This is a genomic window from Streptomyces sp. NPDC006516 (genome assembly GCF_040611875.1).
Taxonomy (GTDB): Bacteria; Actinomycetota; Actinomycetes; order Streptomycetales; family Streptomycetaceae; genus Streptomyces.
This window is the reverse complement of sequence record NZ_JBEXPD010000006.1, coordinates 1-18,441: the sequence shown is the minus strand read 5'-3', so window position 1 is coordinate 18,441 and position 18,441 is coordinate 1. Positions and strand designations below refer to the sequence as shown.

Annotated in this window: 11 protein-coding genes; 7 read left to right on the top strand and 4 right to left on the bottom strand. The window is 69.0% G+C overall.

Going from position 1 to position 18,441, the window contains the following annotated elements:
- Window positions 1-76 precede the first annotated feature (76 nt).
- The 3 genes from ABZY45_RS18275 (at window position 77) to ABZY45_RS18265 (ending at window position 5,024) form a co-directional block, all read left to right on the top strand.
- Window positions 77-2,101: a heavy metal translocating P-type ATPase gene (locus tag ABZY45_RS18275; RefSeq protein WP_356741120.1), complete on the top strand. Its 2,025-nt coding sequence runs from the start codon at window positions 77-79 to the stop codon at window positions 2,099-2,101.
- Between the two features lie 156 nt (window positions 2,102-2,257).
- On the top strand, window positions 2,258-3,712 hold the full coding sequence (locus tag ABZY45_RS18270) for a basic amino acid/polyamine antiporter (protein ID WP_356741118.1): 1,455 nt from the start codon (window positions 2,258-2,260) through the stop codon (window positions 3,710-3,712).
- Window positions 3,713-3,758: 46 nt separating this feature from the next.
- Window positions 3,759-5,024, top strand: a complete 1,266-nt coding sequence (locus ABZY45_RS18265; RefSeq protein ID WP_356741116.1) for an arginine deiminase — start codon at window positions 3,759-3,761, stop codon at window positions 5,022-5,024.
- Between the two features lie 124 nt (window positions 5,025-5,148).
- On the opposite strand, the gene ABZY45_RS18260 is transcribed toward ABZY45_RS18265, so the two are convergent.
- Both ABZY45_RS18260 and ABZY45_RS18255 read right to left on the bottom strand, forming a co-directional pair.
- Window positions 5,149-5,670, bottom strand: coding sequence for a hypothetical protein (locus ABZY45_RS18260; protein ID WP_356741114.1), 522 nt, complete (start codon window positions 5,668-5,670; stop codon window positions 5,149-5,151).
- 36 nt (window positions 5,671-5,706) lie between these two features.
- Entirely contained in the window at window positions 5,707-12,045 is a 6,339-nt protein-coding gene (locus ABZY45_RS18255) for an RHS repeat-associated core domain-containing protein (RefSeq protein ID WP_356741112.1), read from the bottom strand.
- A gap of 454 nt (window positions 12,046-12,499) precedes the next feature.
- Here ABZY45_RS18255 and ABZY45_RS18250 point away from each other — a divergent pair, with 454 nt between their 5' ends.
- Window positions 12,500-13,798: a phospholipase D-like domain-containing protein gene (locus tag ABZY45_RS18250; RefSeq protein ID WP_356741110.1), complete on the top strand. Its 1,299-nt coding sequence runs from the start codon at window positions 12,500-12,502 to the stop codon at window positions 13,796-13,798.
- 118 nt (window positions 13,799-13,916) lie between these two features.
- Here ABZY45_RS18250 and ABZY45_RS18245 read toward each other — a convergent pair whose 3' ends face one another.
- A complete protein-coding gene (locus tag ABZY45_RS18245) occupies window positions 13,917-14,717 on the bottom strand; it encodes an endo alpha-1,4 polygalactosaminidase (RefSeq protein WP_356741616.1) in 801 nt (266 codons plus the stop codon).
- 285 nt (window positions 14,718-15,002) lie between these two features.
- Window positions 15,003-15,920 (bottom strand): adenosine kinase, encoded by a 918-nt coding sequence (locus ABZY45_RS18240; RefSeq protein ID WP_356741109.1) that lies wholly within the window; start codon window positions 15,918-15,920, stop codon window positions 15,003-15,005.
- A gap of 686 nt (window positions 15,921-16,606) precedes the next feature.
- Between ABZY45_RS18240 and ABZY45_RS18235 the strand changes: the two genes are divergently transcribed.
- The 3 genes from ABZY45_RS18235 to ABZY45_RS18225 all read left to right on the top strand — a co-directional run.
- Window positions 16,607-17,128 carry a hypothetical protein gene (locus ABZY45_RS18235; RefSeq protein WP_356741107.1) on the top strand — a complete coding sequence of 174 codons (522 nt, stop codon included), beginning with the start codon at window positions 16,607-16,609 and terminating at the stop codon, window positions 17,126-17,128.
- Window positions 17,129-17,208: 80 nt separating this feature from the next.
- Window positions 17,209-18,051 (top strand): DUF4097 family beta strand repeat-containing protein, encoded by an 843-nt coding sequence (locus ABZY45_RS18230; RefSeq protein WP_356741105.1) that lies wholly within the window; start codon window positions 17,209-17,211, stop codon window positions 18,049-18,051.
- Between the two features lie 76 nt (window positions 18,052-18,127).
- Window positions 18,128-18,441, top strand: a 314-nt coding sequence (locus tag ABZY45_RS18225; RefSeq protein WP_356741104.1) for an ATP-binding cassette domain-containing protein, incomplete at its 3' end; no start/stop codon positions are given.

Below are 18,441 nucleotides of genomic sequence, written 5' to 3'. Positions count from 1 at the left end.
CACATGAAAGACTGTTCATATATTCCTGTACGGTGACAGGTAGCCGTTCCCGCCGCCCGTGAGGGGTCTCTCCGTCATGCCCGCTGCCCTCATCACCCGCCCCTCGCGCACCGCGAACGCCGGTGCGGGCGCCGTACCCCGACGTCGCACACGCGTCCTCGCCCTGTCGGAGGCCCGCTGGGCCGGAGCCGCCCTGGCGCTGTTCCTGCTCGCCCTTCCACTGCAGCTCGCCGGGGCTCCCGGCTGGGCATGGGGCCCTCTGTACGCCCTCGTCTACGCCGCCGGCGGATGGGAGCCTGCCCTGTCGGGGCTGCGCGAGCTGCGGAAGAAGGTCCTGGACGTCGATCTGCTGATGATCGTGGCGGCGCTGGGCGCCGCCTCGATCGGGCAGGTGATGGACGGCGCACTGCTGATCGTCATCTTCGCCACCTCGGGTGCACTGGAGGCACTGGCCACCGCCCGCACCCAGGACGCGGTGCGCGGCCTCCTGGACTTGGCCCCGGCCACCGCCACCCGCGTAGTCGAGGGCGGTGAGGAGAGCGTCGCCACCGAGGACCTGACGGTCGGCGACGTCATCCACATCCGGCCCGGGGAGCGGATCGGCGCCGACGGCAGAGTCATCGGCGGGGCGAGCGAGGTCGATCAGGCCACCATCACCGGCGAACCACTGCCGGCGGCCAAAGAGCCTGGGGACGAGGTGTTCGCCGGGACGTTGAACGGCACGGGCACCTTGCGGGTCGCCGTCGAGCGGGACGCATCCGACTCCGTGATCGCCCGCATCGTGGCGATGACGGAGGAGGCGTCCCGGACCAAGGCACCCACCCAGCTGTTCATCGAAAAGGTCGAACAGCGCTACTCGCTGGGGATGGTGGCCGCCACCCTGGCCGTCTTCCTCGTACCCCTGGGTTTCGGCGACGACGTGACCGGCAGCCTGCTGCGCGCGATGACGTTCATGATCGTGGCCTCCCCCTGCGCGGTGGTCCTGGCGACCATGCCGCCGCTGCTGTCCGCCATGGCGAACGCCGGGCGCCACGGCGTCCTCGTCAAGTCCGCGGTCGTGATGGAGCGGCTCGGGCAGGCCGACGCGGTGGCGCTGGACAAGACCGGCACCCTCACGGAAGGCACCCCGCGGGTCACCGCCGTACGTCCCCTGGCCGGCGCCGGGATGAGCGAGGGCTCGCTGCTGGCGTCGGCAGCGGCCGCCGAGCACCCTAGCGAGCACCCGTTGGCCCGCGCCGTGGTGGACGCCGCAGAGGCACGCGGCCTGACGCTCTCGCAGGCCGAGGACTTCTCGTCGGCGCCCGGCACCGGAGTCGTGGCCACCGTCGACGGCCGCCGGATCACAGTCGGCTCCCCCGCCCGGCTGCTGCCCGGCATCCCGGCCTCCACTGCCGCCGCTGCCGCTCTCGTCGTGGGCGAACTGGAGGACGGCGGCTGCACGGCGGTGGTCGTCCTGCGGGACGGCGTGCCGGTGGGGGTTCTGGGGATCGCCGACCGTATCCGGCACGACGCCGCCCGGACGGTCGCCTCGCTGGCCCGCCTGACCGGCAGCTCGCCGATGCTGCTGACCGGCGACAACCCGCGCGCCGCAGACCGGCTGGCGGCCGAGGCGGGCATCACCGACGTCCGCGCGGGGCTCCTCCCTCAGGACAAGGCCGACGCCGTGAGGGAGCAGGAGCAGGCCGGACACAAGGTGCTGGTCCTGGGCGACGGCGTCAACGACGCGCCCGCCCTGGCCGCCGCGCACATCGGGATCGCGATGGGGCGGGCGGGCTCCGACCTCGCGCTGGAGACCGCGGACGCCGTCGTCATCCGCGACGAGCTGGCCACGGTGCCCGCGGTGGTCGCCCTGTCCCGGGCAGCCCGTCGGCTGGTCGTGCAGAACCTGGCCATCGCCGGTGTGTTCATCTCCGTCCTGGTCGTCTGGGACCTGGTCGGTCATCTGCCGCTCCCGCTCGGCGTCCTGGGACACGAGGGCTCCACCGTCGTCGTCGGCCTCAACGGCCTCCGCCTGCTGCGCGATTCCGCCTGGCAGCGGGCGGCCCGGCCGGGCGGAGCATCTGAGCCCCCGTCCTCCCGGCCCGCCGCCTCCGTCGGCTGACTCCCCGTCACCGCGAGGCCCGCGGCATGCCACGCGGGGCGCCGCTCACCGCGTGTCCGCCGTACGACGACCCGCCGCCCGGGCCACCACTTGCCGGGCGTCATATCCGACATACCGCTAAAGTCCCCTCGTATCCGCATCGCATGAGGGGACCAGATGACCAGCTCTCGCACCGGGTCCGACGTCCCTGAAGGACCCACCACCGCGGTCAAGATGTCCCTGCTCACGCTGACCACGATGGTGGTCGGCTCGATGGTCGGCGCCGGAGTGTTCTCCCTGCCGTCACGCTTCGCCCAGGAGACGGGCGTGGCCGGGGCGCTGATCGCCTGGGCGATCGCCGGTACGGGCATGCTGATGCTCGCCTTCGTCTTCCAGACACTCGCCGTACGCAGGCCCGATCTCGACGCCGGTGTCTACGCCTACGCCAAGGCCGGCTTCGGTGAGTACCTCGGGTTCTTCTCCGCCTTCGGTTACTGGGCGAGCGCCTGCGTGGGCAACGTGACGTACTGGGTGCTGATCACGTCGACGGTGGGGGCCGTCTGGCCCGCTCTCGGCGACGGTGACACGGTGCCGGCCGTCGTCGTCTCCACATTCGGACTGTGGGCCTTCTACCTGCTCATCCGCCGGGGCGTGAAGGAGGCGGCGGCCATCAACAGGGTGGTCACCGTGGCCAAGGTGGTCCCGATCATCGTCTTCGTCATCCTCGCCCTGTTCTTCTTCGACGCGAAGATCTTCGCCGACAACTTCGGCGGCGCGGACTACGCGGGGTCCCTCTTCAACCAGGTCCGCGGCACCATGCTGGCCACCGTGTTCGTGTTCCTCGGGGTGGAGGGCGCCAGCGTCTACTCCCGTCACGCGAAGCGCCGGGAGGACATCGGGCGGGCCACCGTCCTCGGGTTCCTCAGCGTCTTCGCCGTCTTCGCGTCGGTCACCATCGTGTCGTACGGCATCCTGCCGATGGGCGAGATCGCGGACCTCCGCCAGCCCTCCATGGCCGAGGTTCTGGAGGCGGCCGTCGGGACCTGGGGGCAGGTCTTCGTCAGCGTGGGGCTGATCATTTCGGTGCTCGGCGCCTATCTCGCATGGACGCTGATGGCCGCGGAAGTCCTCTTCGTCGCCGCCAAGGACGACGACATGCCGCGCTTCCTGCGCCGCTCCACCTCCGCCGACGTCCCCGTCTCGGCGCTGCTGATGACGACCCTGCTGTCCCAGGTCGTCCTCGTCATCACTCTTTTCTCGGACGACGCGTTCAACTTCGCCCTCGATCTCACCAGCGCCCTGTCCCTGATCCCGTTCCTTCTCGCCGCGGCGTTCGCCGTCAAGATCATGGTGCGCCCCGACGAACTGACGAAGGGCACGGGGCACGGGCGGGACCTCGTCGTGAGCGCCCTCGCGACGCTCTACACCGCGTTCCTGCTGTTCGCGGCGGGGCTGAAGTTCGTCCTGGTGTCGTTCATCATCTACGCCCCCGCCACCATCCTCTTCGCCATGGCCCGCAGGGAACAGGGGCGGCGTGTCTTCTCCCCCGTCGAGCTCGTCATCTGCGCGGTCTCCGTCGCGGGAGCGGTGCTCGGTGTGATCGCCCTGGCCGCCGGATGGATCAGTCTCTGACCGTCCCGGTTCCGCCCGCCCCCTCCCCGACAGAAAGGCAGCCCACATGTCGAACACCTCCGCCACGGACGCGCCTGTCAGGCACGGCGTCCACTCCGAGGTCGGCAAGCTGCGCAAGGTACTCGTCTGCGCTCCGGGTCTCGCCCACCGGCGGCTCACGCCGGGCAACGCCGGCGATCTGCTCTTCGACGACGTGATGTGGGTGGACAACGCGCAGCGCGACCACGCCGACTTCGTCGGCAAGCTCCAGCAGGGCGGCGTCGAGGTGGTGGAGCTGCACGACGTCCTGGCGCGGACGGTCACCGATCCTGCCGCCAGATCGTGGCTGCTGGACCGCAAGATCACCGCCAACGAGGTCGGCCTCGGGCTCATCGACGCGACCCGTGCCTATCTCGAGTCACTGCAACCACGTGAGCTCGCCGAGTATCTGATCGGTGGCCTGGCCACCGCCGACCTGCCGGAGGAGTACCGCTCCGGCTACCTCGCTCTCGCCCGCGAGTCGATGGGCGTGCGCGAATACCTGATGCCCCCGCTGCCCAACACGCTCTACACACGTGACACCACCTGCTGGCTGTACGGAGGGGTGACGCTCAATCCCCTCTACTGGCCCGCGCGTCACGACGAGACGCTCCTGATGAAGGCCGTCTACCGATTCCACCCGGACTTCGCCGGAAGCACCGTCTGGTGGGGCGACCCCGAGCAGGAGTGGGGCCAGGCCACCTTCGAGGGTGGCGACATCATGCCCGTCGGTAACGGCGTCGTCCTCATGGGGATGAGTGAACGCACCTCCCGGCAGGCCATCACCCAGGTCGCCGCATCGCTGTTCCGGCAGGGGGCCGCCGAGCACGTCGTGGTGGCGGCCATGCCCAAGCTGAGGTCCGCCATGCACCTCGACACCGTGTTCACGTTCGCCGACCGCGACCTCGTCACCGTCTACCCGAAGATCATGGACGCGGTCCGCACCTTCTCCCTCCGTCCGAGCGACAGAGCACCTGGGGTGGAGGTCGTCGACGAGGGTTCGACGCCCTTCACGGACGTGGTGGCCAGGAGTCTGGGCCTGCCGGCCCTGCGGATCGTCGAGACGGGCGGCGACGTGTACGCCTCCGAGCGTCAGCAGTGGGACAGCGGCAACAACGCCGTCGCTCTCGAACCGGGCGTCGTGTTCACCTACGACCGCAACACCCAGACGAACGACCTGCTGCGGGCTGCGGGCGTGGAGGTCATCACGATCGTGGGCGGGGAGCTCGGCCGTGGGCGGGGCGGCGGGCACTGCATGACCTGTCCGCTCATCCGCGAGCCGGTCGATTTCTAGGCCGTCCGCCTCCGGGTCGAAGCGTGCCGCCTGCCCGCCACGGCAGGGCGATGAAGCTGGAATGTCCTTCGGATCGCACCCGTCGGGCTCGATCCGAAGGACATCTCGCAACCGGCCCCCGGTCTCAGCAGGCCTCGTCCGCCCGTGCCCGGAACTCCGCGCGGCTCACGGCCTTTCCGCCGGCCCACCACTGCCCGGGCGCCAGGCCCTCGACGTCCGCGCGCGTGAACCTGGTGAGGCCCTTGTAGCGCACGGTGTCGTCCGGCCCGACGACGAACCTCACCGAGTAGTCCCGGTCCGGTGCCAGCTCCGTGGCGGACCCCGCCTCGCCCTGCCAGCCGTCCGGGAGGCTGAAGAGGCTGAACTCCTGCTCTCCGGTCGCCGTTCCGGGCAGCTGGGCCGACCAGTCGTCCAGGGTCGCGGGGTCCGCCTCGTCACCCTTCTCATCGCTCCTGAGGAGCAGGACCTCCCGGATGGGGTCGTCGTCCGAGCAGGGCCGCAGCAGCGCCCGAACGTCTCCGTCCGGGCCCCTGCCTATGGCCACGAGCGGGCGCTCCGCCGGACTGCAGCCGGCCGCGAGCAGCACCAGGGCCACCGCCACGCCTGCGCGGGACAGTGTGCGCGCCGTCTTGTTTCTGCTGGTCACGGTGGCCCTCACCTCACTTCCGCATCGATCCGCCGGTTACGGTACCGGCTTGCTCTTGTAGCCGCCCCAGTACAGGTTGGCGCCCTTCTCGAAGTTGTTCTCCAGGGCGGGGTCTCCGGTCTTCATCTGCGACTTGGCCGACTCGAGGCCGTAGTCGGTCGCGTACAGGGCCGCGTTGCTGTAGGACGCCCACTGTTCCGAGTGCACCGCCTCGTGTCTGAGCAGATCGGGGCCGTAGTTGTCCGCGTACTTCTTGCCCTTGACCGCCTCCATGCGGTTGCGGATGCTCTTCTCGTCGTTGAGCCGCTGGTTGAGCCCGCCCTTGCCGTACGGCACGAAGAGCACGTCGCCGATCGTGATGGGCTGGTCGCCGGCCGGTGAACTGCCGTAGCAGATCACCTGGCTCTTGCCTGCCTCACACGTGCCGCCCGCGCCCGCGTTGTAGGAGATGGCCATCGCGTTCGCACCGTTCAGGTTGTTCTCCAGGCGGCCTTCCTCGAGCAGCAGACGGGACAGGGCACTCTTCTTGTCGACCCAGCGGAGAACCTTGCCGATGACTTTGCCCACCGGGGCGAGCGGGTTCCAGCTGCTGCCGGAGTTGGAATAGGGAGGAGGGGAGGGCGAAGCCTGCGGCGAAGGCGAGGGCTCCCGGCCGGACTTCTTCTTTTTCTTTTTCTTGTTCTTGCCGCCCTTGTCCCGCTCCTTGTCCGCCGTGTGGCAAACCGGGTCGTACGGGTTGACGTCGCAGCGGGTGAGACCGGACGGGTCGGTGTACCCGATGGGGTTGTTCCCCGAGTAGCTGTACGAGTTCAGACCTTGCGGTGCCATGGGGTCGGTCAGCGCGTCGGTCGACAGGAACCGGCCGAGGCCGGCGTCGTACATCCGTGCCCCGAGCAGTGACAACCCGGTCGAGTCGTCCTCGGGCTTGCCCACGAAGCCACGGTCGAGCCCCTCGGGCAGCCCGGCGGTCGTCCCGCGCTGCTTGCCGAAAGGCGTGTAGCGGCGGCGGGTCACCGCCCCGGCCATGGTGATGACGAGCTGGACGGACGCCTGGCTGTCACCGAGCAGCCAGGACAGGACACCGTTGGCGGAACCGTCCGCGGTGCGTGTCGCGACCTCGGTGTCCGCCGCCGAGTACAGACGGGTCGCCTGCGGGGCGCCGGTGCCCTTCTTGTGGATCTCGTGCCCGTCCACGTAGAGCACCTTCTCCTGCGGCGAGGTGCGCAGCAGTACGTTGCCGTCCACGTCGTAGACGTATGACGACGTCTCGGCGCCGGTGCTCTTGGTCTGCGTGATGCTGGCGACCCTGTTCAGCGCGTTCCACTGGAGGGTGGAGCTGACACCGCCGACCGTGCGCGAGGTCATGTGGCCGGCGTCGTCGTAACCGAAGGTGTCGGCGCCCGCGCTGGTCACCGCGTGCGGGCGAGGCTGGTCGGGGGTGTACGTCGTCTCGTCGGCGCTGTAACCCGGGTACTTGTAGTCCCTGGTCGCCGAACCGCCCTTGGTGGTGTCGGTGACCGACTGGAGGTTGCCCATGCGGTCGTAGCTGTACTTGGTCTGGTACGGGTCGGGGCCCGTGAAGTCCGACTTCGGGGTGGACTCGCACGCGGTGGCGGCCGTGGTCCAGGCGTCGGTGAGGCGGTCCAGGTCGTCGTAGCGGTAGCACTGCTGCTGATTGTCGACGGTGGCCCGCTCGGCGATCGTCTGGCCTGTCAGGTCCCGGCTGTAGATGTCCTCCTGGGCCTTCCTGGTGGTCGACCCGGTGACGACGTTCGTCATGACGCTCTTGAGCCAGCCGGTGCCGTTGGTGTCGTCGTAGCCATAGGTCCGGGTGGCCTGAGAGCCGGTGCCGGAACTGCCCAGGGACCGTGAGGTGAGCCGGCCGTAGTCGTCGTAGCCGGTGCCGGCGAGGTAGGTCCCCAGCGGGCTGCTGAGCTTGTCCACGCGGCCCTGCGCGGTGTAGCCGGTGGTGACGGTCTCGGCGGGCAGGCCGCCGATCGCCGGGTACCTCACCTCGGTGGGGTGGTCCGCCGCGTCGTAGCCGTAGCCGAACGTGTACGAGCCGTTCAGCCCGGACCCGTCGTCCGGCACGGTCATCGTCTTCGAGGTCGTCCGGCCGCGCGCGTCATAGGAGTTGATCTTCACCGTGTACGCCTTGCCACCCGCGTAGCTGGTGGAGACCGCCGCCTTGCCCTTGCCGCCGGTGGCCGTGTCGTAGCTGATGTCGCTCAGCAGGGACGCGCCCTGCTTGGTCTTCGTCTTGCGCCCGAGGTTGTCGTACTCGTGGGTGAGCACGGTGTTGTTGCCGTCGGTGGTGGTGAGCACCGCGCCGTTGCCGTCGTAGGTGGTGGTGGTGACGCCTGAGTCGGGCTCGTCGGCGGTGAGCCGGTCGCCGGCCCAGTTGTAGGTGTAGTGACTGGTGTTGTCGCGGGAGTCGTGGATGTACTTCAGACCGCCGCTGCGCGTGTACTCGTATTTCGTGGTGTTGGACTCGGCGCCGATGTGCTCGACCACGCGGTCCGTCTGCCCGTAGACGTCGGTGTAGGTGTAGGTGGCCACGTTGTCGGCGTCGAAGGTCGTGGTCAGGTCGGCCCCGGTGTAGCGGGTGACCGACTTCGCGGCCGCTTGGGGGGCGCCCTTGACCTGGATCTGGGAGAGCGTGGTGCGGCCGGCCCAGTCGACCTCCAGGTCCGTGTAGGACTGCAGGTCCGCCACCGCCGGGTTGACCAGACCCGATCCGGCGGCCTTGTCGTTGTAGAAGGCCGCCGAGGTACCGGCGATGTTGCCCGAGGAGTCGTAGCGCGTCACCGTCACGATCCGGCCGGTGCCGGACGGCGCGGGCTCCTGCTGCTCCCTGATTCGCCCCATGCCGTCTCCGTAGGTGACGGACGTGGTGTACGTGCTGCCGGACTGCAGCGTCTGCGAGGTCGCCTTGAGCGGTGCGCCTGTGGCGACGTCGGGGACGCCGGTCTCCGAGGGCGCGACCGGGATCTCGTAGGCGAACTTCATCGACGGATTGCCGTCCGGGTAGTTGCCGGCCTCGGTGGGCTTGAAGACCTTGGAGAGCCGTCCGACGGCGTCGAACACGACATGGGTGGTGGCGCCGTTCTCGTCGACCTCCTTCCACGGTTCGCCGAAGAAGCGCGAGACGTACTCGGTGGTGGTCAGCGGGGTGCCGCTGCCGGTGCCGTCCGGGTCGGGGCTCGTCCTGGTGATGCCGTTGACGGGCCAGGAGGTACTGGGGTTGAAGGCGACGGTGGTCAGGTTGTTCTTGCCGTCCCAGGTCTTCACGGCGCGGCCCGCGTCGTCGAACTGGCTCCTGGCGGAGCGGAAGGCCGAGGCATCGGTGTAGGTGCGGGTCTCGGTCGCGTTGCCGTCGGTGAGCGCGGCGTCGTTCCCGGCGAGCGTGGCGGCCCCGTCGTACAGGGTCACCGTGTTCTTGTCCTGGTGCAGCGCGGGGTTGCCTGCGGCCTGGTCCTCGGCCTGGGTGGTGCAGGAGACGGTGTAGTGCCGCTCCTCGTCCTGGTAGACCATCCACCGCTTGGTGTGGGTGCCGTCGAGTTCCTCGGTGTTGTAGGAGCGCCCGTACTCGGTGCAGTGGTTGTCACTGACACCGGTCTGCCCCCAGTCATCGACGCGCATCGGCAGACCGAAGGTGGTGCTCGCGGCCTGGTCGTTCTCGTATTCGTTCTCGACTATGTGCTCCCGCCAGGTGGCCAGGTCGTCCGTGGACGTGGACACCTTCTCCAAGGTGCGGGTCTTCTTCTCGCGTACGAAGCGGGCGTCAGGCAGCCCCACGTACTGCGCGGTGTTGTACGTCCAGTACTCGTGCCACTCCCGGCTTTGCGCCTTGCCCTCGTGGTCGCGCTCCGAGGTTTCCAGGGTCTGCCCGGAGAGCCATGCGGAGTCGGTCCAGGTGCTGCCCTCGGAGTCGGTGACGCTCACCGGGCGGGTCTTGGCCGGGTCGGTCTTCTCGGTCCGGTCGCCGTCAAGGCCCCGGTAGAGCCAGTGGTACGTGGAATGCTTGTTCGACCCGGCGCCGGTGGTCACGAGGACCTTGCCGTAGCCGCGCCACTCGGTCCAGGACTCGTCCTCGTCCTTGGCGATCGGGTCGGCGCTGAACCGCCAACCGGGCGCTCCGTCGTACTCGTACTCGGTGGTCATGGCGGGATCACCCTCGGCGAGATCCCCCGGATCGACGACGACCTTCGTCACCACGAACTTCTTGAACCAGCCGGTGCGGTCGCTCTCGGCGCCCTCGGGCACCCACTTCTGCCAGAAGCACTCGTACTTGTTCTCCGACTGGCTGGGCAGGTTGTTCTCGTCGCACTGCCGGTCGATCGCTCCACTGTCGTCGGTGGCGTGACCGTAGGTGGCCGTGATCGTGGCTCCGGTGTCGGTGAACACCTTGTTCACACGGCGGAAGCTGAGCTCACCCGCGCCGACCTTGTTGTCCTGCCACTCGCCGTTGAAGTTGATCGTGGGCTGAGTGATGTCTCCGCCGGAGTAACTGCGCCGCTGGATGTAGTCGAGCCAGAGCTGATCGCCCACCGCGCCGGCAGGGTCCATCAGGGCGTACTTCATCTGGTACTGCCGGACCGTGTCCCAGGCGGCGTCGTTGTTGTCACGCACCTTGACGTTGATGTCCCACAGCATTCCGCGCAGGAAGAACGTGGGGTAGTACGTCTTGCCCGCGCAGGACTCACCGTCCTCGGGGCCGTCGCAGATCAGGTCGACCGGAACGTCCGGGTACGAGGCCGGCTTGGCGTCGATCGTCGGGCATTCCGGTGTCACGTTGTCGAGCGGGTCCTTCTCGGACATGCGCTCCACACAGCGGTTGACGTGCTGGAAGTCGACCTGCGCGGGCAGTTGCGCGTTCGGGATCTGGGAGGACCAGCCGTAGTCGATGCGCTCCAGGTACGAACCCGCGTCGTAGGACCGGGCCTTGTCGGCGGCGGCGACCGAACGGTAGAAGTTCTGCTCCTTCTTGTAGAAGTAGACGTTCTCCACCTCGTTCGGGGTGACCACCCGGTCCAGGTTCCAGCGCCAGGCCTGCTTGCACGGGCTGGGGAAGGACGCCTTGCAGGGCTCGCCCGCGTCGTCGCCGACGACGGGCACGGTCAGGACCGAGTTGGTCTTCTCGTACTCGCCCGCGTTGTTCTTCCGCTCGGTGCGGCCCCAGCCGAAGTAGTGCCGGGTGCCGTCCTGTTCGGTGACCACCCAGAACTCGTCGGTGTTGTCACTGCCGTGACCGCCGTTGAGCTTCTGCACCTTCCAGCCCGGATCGCTCTGGAGGTGGAAACTCCCGGTGCCGGTGTTGTCCTGGATCAGCTCGGACGTGGTGCCGTTCAGGTTGATGACGTAGACCGAACCGTTCGGATCCTTCTCGGAGTTGGGCGAGTCCCAGCACAGGTCACCGAAGCCCGGGTGACCGTCCTGGGTGCAGTTCTTGTAGCGGCGCTCGATGTAGCCGACATTCAGGTCCCAGCCCATTCCGGTCCAGGACGCCTGGTTGTTGGAGGCCGACGTCCGTCCGTCGATGTCCTGGGAGTTGTAGTCCAGCGACAGTTCGGGGGCCTCGCCGACAGGCGGCTCGGGCACTTCGATGGGCACCGAGTAGGTGAAGGCGCCCGAGCCGAGCGAGACGTCCCACTTGCCCGTGGGTGAGAGGGTGCTGGCTCGGTAGTCACCCTGGTCGGAAGAGGAACCGGAGGCGAGGGCGTAGACGGCGGGCGCGCTGAGCGCCGCCATGCCCGATATCGGCTCGGCCTGCGGGGCCGCCTCGACCGTCGCGGTCAGGGTCTGCGCGACGGTGTCGTTCTTCGCATCGACGTATGTGACGTCCTGGCAGCGCCGCAGTCCGGGCGTGGTCGCCGCGCAGGCGGGCAGTTCGATCAGGCGGACGCGGCCCGCGAAGTCACCGCCGTAGGCCTTGGCGAAGCCCGAGTAGTCGATGGCCAGTTCCACCGGGCCGGCTGAGTTGCCACCGTCCTTGCGGACCACCCGCACGCCCAGACCGAGAGCTCCCATCTGCCCGGCCTGCTCGCGGTCCAGGACCTGCACGCCGACCTTCGACGGGGCCCCTGCCGTCGCCCTGCTCGTCCTTGCGGTATCGACCTTCCGGACGGACACCACGGAGGTCGCCCTGCCACCCCCTGACGCCAGGTCCACTGTGGCCGAGCCCGCCTCGGGCCAGGTCACCTTGGGAGCTCTTGTCGTCGAGGGCTCCTGGGGGGACGGCACCGGCGAGTCCAGCCTCTGGGCGGGCACGCTGGGCTTCTCCCCGTTCGGCAGGTTCACCGCCATGGCGGTCGGCGCGAGGGTCACCACCGACAGCAGCCCCGTGATCAACCCCTTGATCACCAAGGCGGACATACTTCGAGAACGCACTGATCTCACGGAATCCCCCACCCCAACTGCTGCTTCCGAACGCGCTTCGAGCCAAGAAAGTAGGGCCGCCGCACGAACTGCGCCAGGTGTTCGGCACAGCGACCGTTGACACTAGGGAAGGGCTTTCCATCATGTCCAGATCAATAAATGTGCACATCAGGCACGGAACTCACGCAATCGGGTTCCAGAACCCTCACTTCATGAGTACTCCGGGGCTCGCACCTCCCCCAAGGCCGGGGACCGCCTGGAAGGCGCGGCGACGGCGGACCCGGCACGCCAGGGCCGAACTCCAGCGACCGGCGGCCTTACCTGATGGATCTTCAAATTGCTTCCCCCGCCGGGATTCCTCTGACAAGATCCTGCCACCCGCGCCGGCATGCGCCGACCTCTACGTCCTGGACGGTGTGCGCGGACCATCGCCCATCACCATGGAGGACCCGTGTCGCGCGCACAGTGGATCAAGGGAGGAAGCGCCGTCGCCGCGCTGGCCCTCGCACTGCTCACCACAGGCACCCCTGCCGTCCACGCGCAGGCGCCGCAGGGAGCCGGCAGCGCTGCCGCCGAGGGGTCCCGGGCGATCTTCAACAACCCGCTCGGAACGGCCGCCGAGCAGGAAGCCATCCGCACTCAGCTCCTGCAGTACATAGGCAGCAGCCCGGCGGGCTCCTCCATCAAGGTGGCGCTCTACCACTTCTGGGATCAGGAACTGGCACAGGCGCTGGCCGACGCCCACACCCTGCGTGGCGTCGACGTGAAGATCGTCCTGGACGAGAGCACCGTCAGCTCGCGCCCGGAGGACCCGAGTTACGGGGTACTCGAGCAGGCCCTCGGTGACGACACCCAGCTCAGCTCGTTCGTCACCCTGTGCCCGGCGGGGAAGTCGTGTCTGGGACGGCCGGAGTTCGGCAGGTCCATCAACCACAACAAGTTCTGGCTGTTCTCCCAGGTCGACGGCGCGGCCGATGTCGTGGTGCAGACTTCCTCCAACATGTCGCCGTCCGCGTACAGCGCGTTCTGGAACGACGCGTACGTGCTGACCTACAACACCGGCATCTACAACGCCTACGGCTCGTACTTCGACGCTCTCGTCGGCAAGAACTGGTCCACCTGGAAGTACACCAGCGCGAGCTTCTCCCCGTACAAGGTCTACTTCTTCCCCTACTACCCCGGCACCGGCAACAGCACGGACACCATCTGGAACACCCTCGACAACGTCACGTGCAACTACACGGCTTCTGACGGGACCGCGAAGCACACGAAGATCCGTGTCGGTATGTTCAAGTTCACCCGCCAGGGTGTCGCGGACAAGCTCGTGGCGATGAAGAAGGCCGGGTGCTCGGTGGAACTCGTCTACAGCGAGACGGACAGCGCCGACAGTTCGGCCGACGGCGTCACGCCCGGCACCTGGGAGACGCTGCACTCGGTCTCAGGCTTCGCCCCGGTCTGCTACAACGACGACCACGACGGCAAGACGTCCACCAGCAACCGGATCATCCACTCGAAGTACCTCCTGATCGACGGCAAGTACGACGGTAGCGTCAAGCGTGTCATGTGGACCGGCAGTCACAACTACTCGGGCCCCGCGCTGCGTGAGAACGACGAGGCCCTGCTCAAGATCGACATCGCCTCGGTCCACGATGCCTATGTGGCGAACTTCAACTCGGTCAAGGCAGCCGCCGTCCCGGGAACCATGGACGACACCCGTGGCTGCAAGGGCGTCGTCAGCCAGCCGGAATAGCGCTGCCGCCCGGGGGCCCGCTCGCGGCGGCGAGGCCCCGGTGCTCCCTCCGCACCACGGCGTCCGCCTTCCGGCCCCTCGGCTGCCGAGCTCCTCGATCGGCCTCGCCCGCGGGGCCTCAGCAGGTGCGGTACACGTAGCCCTTCCGGCCCGCCGGGAGTACGTCGAGGTCGCGCAGCACGAGCGAGATCCGGTCGCCCCAGCGGGCGCAGCTCTCCTCGAAGTCCACCTCTCCCTCGCCCTCGTACTCGACGGCGAAGACCCGGTCGTCGTAGGCGTCGGCGTACGCGTCGCACTCGTCGAACTGCGCGCACTCCTCCGTCACCGCGAAGTCGAAGCCGATCGCACTGTGCCGCCCGAGCAGATCCGTGGTGTTCTTCTGACCGATGGCCAAACCGGCCTTGTGTGCCCGCTCGGCCAGCACGGTCGCGAATGCCGCGTTGTGAGCCTGCGTCAGCTTCCCGTCCGACCGCTCGAAGGAGTCGAGGTTGTCCGGCTCCACCGCCTGGAAGCCGCTTTCCGCACAGCCATCGATCCACTCCCCCACGATCTCGGCGAGCTGCGTACGCCTGGCGGCCGTCGAGGTGTCCAGGAGCACCTCGTCCCAGCCCTCGTCGATGATCAGCTGACCGTCGTCGCCACGCAACAGCAGGTCCGGATGGGTGCTCTGCCACCACTCCAGCGCGCCGGGCTGCGTCTGGAAGGCGTTCACGTAGCAGATGTTGTAGAGGCCGGGTGCCGGTTCGTCCTCGCGGTCGCGGGACACCGCCCGCACCCCGTCCGGTGGCGTGTAGCCCTCGCCGATCTGGTAGTCGAACCGCATCCCGGCCGTCGGCAGGAGCACGCTGTCAGACGCAGCCGGCCGCTCGGATGCCGCGTCGCGGGGAGTGCCGTCCCCGACCGAGCATCCTGCCAGCATGCCCGCCCCGAGAACGGAGACGAGCCCCGCAGCCACCGCGCGTTCACGGCGAAGGAACGAGGGAAGGACGTGGCCGGCCACACGTGTCTCCAGAGGTCGGGGATCCGGGCGACGGACCGGATCCGGAAGAGGTTCCGTCCATCCTCCGTCACCGCCCCCGGGAGCGGCCCTCCGGGGGCGCATCGGCAGCACACCGAACGCCCCGGGCTGGGGGCTACACGACGCGGCCTGTCGGCCGGGGAGAGATCCACCTGCGGCGCGATCTCCAGCGGGCGCCTTCCGTCGTCAGGCCACCCGGGACGGCAGCGCCGCGACCTGGGCCAGCAGGGCTTCGCGTCCGATGGCATCCGCGCGGGTGGACGGCACGGTGCAGGCGTAGGCCCCTGCGACCGCGCCGTACAGGGCGGCACGCCGGGGGTGTTCACCGTTCAGCGTGCCGAAGAGGAATCCGGAGGCGAAGGCGTCCCCGGCGCCGTTGGAATCCACCACGGGGACGTGCGGGGTGACGGCGGGAGTGCGCGTCAATTCGCCTCCGTACAGCACGTACGCCCCCTCGGCTCCCGCGGTGGCGACGACGATTCGCGCGCTGCCCCGCCCGGCGATGTCACGCATGGTCCGCTCCGGGTCGGCCAGGGCCGCCGTGGAGAGGAAGACGATGTCGGCCTGGAGGGCGAACGCCTCGTGGTACGGGTTGACGCCGTCCCAGTCGTGCAGATCGGTGGACAGGCTCACGCCGGCCTCCCGGAGTACCGGCAGAGCCGCTCCGCACGGCTGGGTGATGACCACATGCGCATGGCGGGCGGAGGAGGCCAGGGTGTGGACCGTCGCCTCCTCGAAGCGGTCCGAGTCCCGTGCGCGGTCGGCGTCGTACAGGGACAGGCGGCGCCCGTCCGGTCCGACGAGATTGACCGCGCGCTTGGTGCCGCCCGGCGCGGGCACCGAGGTGAGCGGAATGCCCCGGTCGCGGTGGAGGGCCCGGACCAGGTCGCCCTCGTGGTCGTCTCCGATCATGTCGAGGTGGTGCGTGCGCAGGCCGAGGGCGTGCAGCCCCAGGGCGACGAAGTCCCCGCTCTGGCCCGCACGGGTTTCGATGCCCGGTCTGATCATGTAGCTGTCGGCGTAGGGAAGGGGCAGTTCGGGAACGTGGACGATGGTGTCCACACCCGCGCCGCCCAGAACGAGAACATCGGTGCTCGGCTGCATGAAGGGGGTCGTGCCTCTCGGGTCCGGGATCACTGGTCATGTTCTGCGGCCTGACGGCCCGGTACATCACGCGCCGGCGACGGTGGTGTGGTGCTCGGCGGTCAGCCCGCCTCGGCTCCGGCGTGGAGCGCCAGCGCCGTGCGGGGCAGGTCGTCGAGGCCGGCGACGGCCATGGCTTCCGGCCCGCGTTCCGCCGGGAGGCGGAAACGGTGCTGCATGTGCGGCTCCTTCGGCCTCAGGGCACAGGCGTGCCCTCGAAGACAGCCACGCGCTAGGCCCCCGTGGGGGGGGAACGCTGGGAGCCTGCCCCGCTGCGCGTGCCGCCGTCAAGGATTTCTGCAAGACCTTTCAACACCTTGCGCAAGTCCCTGCAGTTCCCGGCCTGAGCCACCCCACCCGCTCACAGGGCCGTGGCGAGCCGCACCGACCGGCGCCGGCACCCCGCGTGGAAACAGATCCGGCACGACCCCGCATGCCCTCTGGCACCGAATGGCGCCACGCGGTGCCATGCGGCGCCATGTGGCACCACTTGTCGGTGCGACAGACGCCGCGACACACCTGGCGCCATCATCACCCAGCCCATTGCCGCAGCATTCATGCAGGTCAGAGCCGCCTGCCGCGCTTCACAGCCGCCTGCACCCACGCGATGGTTGCGCATGGCGCCATAGTGGTGCCATGATGGCGCCATGGACCTCACCCCGTACGTCGACACTCTCCGCCGGGAACTCGCGGTGGCCGCCGAAGCCGGAGGCGAAGAAGCACGCGAGCTGGCAGAGAGGCTCACCGCTCCCCTGGAGTCGGCGACTCGCCTGACCCTGCTCAACGTGCTCTCCGCCGCGACCGACGAGATCACCCGTGAACTCGCCCCGGGCTCGGTCGACGTACGACTGCGGGGCCTCGATCCCGACTTCGTGGTGACCCTGCCGCCCGCCGACAGCGGCGGCACCGCGGAGGCGGCCGCGCCCGTCGAGGCACACGGGGCCCCGGCTCCGGCAGACGGTGACGAGAGTGCGACCGCCCGCGTCAATCTGCGGCTCCCGGCCCATCTCAAGACCCGCGCCGAGGAGGCCGCCACCCGCGAGGGCCTCTCGGTCAACGCGTGGCTGGTACGCGCCGTGTCGGCCGCGGTCGACAACGGCGGCGGCCGACCGCACACGACGGAAAGGTCCCAGACCGTCGGACAGAGCTTCACCGGCTGGGTGCGCTAGCCGCACCCAGCCCCAGCACGTCACCCATCACACGTCCCGCCAGCGGGGACGACCTGACGCCTCAAGAGGACGGGACAGCCATGCCTTCTTTCGACACTCCCGAGCCGATCTCGGCCGCTGCGCACGTGGACGCCGGTTCCATCCAGTTCACCGCGGGCGACCGCGTCGACACCGTGGTCGAGGTGCGGCCCCGCGACCCGAAGCGGGACCAGGACGTACGGGCGGCCGATCAGACCGAGGCCACGTACTCGGCCGGCGTACTGACCATCAGGACGCCCAAGCCCAATCTGTTCGGCCGCACCGGAACCGTCGACGTCACGGTCGATCTGCCCGCGGGGTCGGGCATCGACGTCAGCGGGGCCTGGGTCCAGGTGCTCGGCGAGGGCCGGCTCGGCGAGGCCCGCGTGAAGACCTCGTCCGGCGACGTACGTCTCGACGCGACCGGCCCGCTACGGCTGAAGGCGTCACACGGTTCCATCACCGTGGAAAGGGTCGAGGGTACGGCCGAGATCACGACCAGCTCCGGCAGCATGCGCGTCGGGCTGCTCGACGGACCGGCCGTCCTGAAGAACTCGCACGGCACCATCACCGTCGGTGCCGCGACCGGTGAGCTGCGGGCGAACGGAGCCAATGGTGACATCGACATCCGGCGCGCGGAAGCCTCGGTCACCGCCGCCACCGCCCACGGCACCCTGCGAGTGGGCGAAGTGGTCTGCGGAACAGTCCAGTTGGAGACCTCGTACGGCTCCATCGAGGTCGGCGTCCGCGAAGGCACGGCCGCCTGGCTCGATGCGCACTCCGCAGCCGGGCAGGTACGCAACACACTCACCGCGTCAAAGACTCCGGAGGAGTCCGAGGAAACCGTCAGGATCCGCGCCCGCACCCGGCACGGCAACATCGACATCCGCCGCGCCAAGGCCTGACCTCCCGCGCTTCAACTCTTCGATTCCCCCTACCACTTCAGCCTTCGCACAGGAGGACTCCATGCCCTACTCTGTCATGCCCACATCCAGACAGGGGGACGACCGGCAGTCACCGGCTGCCGTCTCCGCCATCGGTCTGTGCAAGTCGTACGGCGACAAGACCGTGCTCGACGGCATCGATATGCGCATCCCGGCCGGCTCCGTCTTCGCACTGCTCGGCCCCAACGGCGCCGGAAAGACCACCGCGGTGAAGATCCTGTCCACGCTCATCGGCGCCGACGGCGGCCAGGCCCAGGTCGCCGGCCACGACCTCGCCACCGAACCCCAGGCGGTGCGTGCCGCGATCGGTGTCACCGGCCAGTTCTCCGCCGTGGACGGGCTGATCACCGG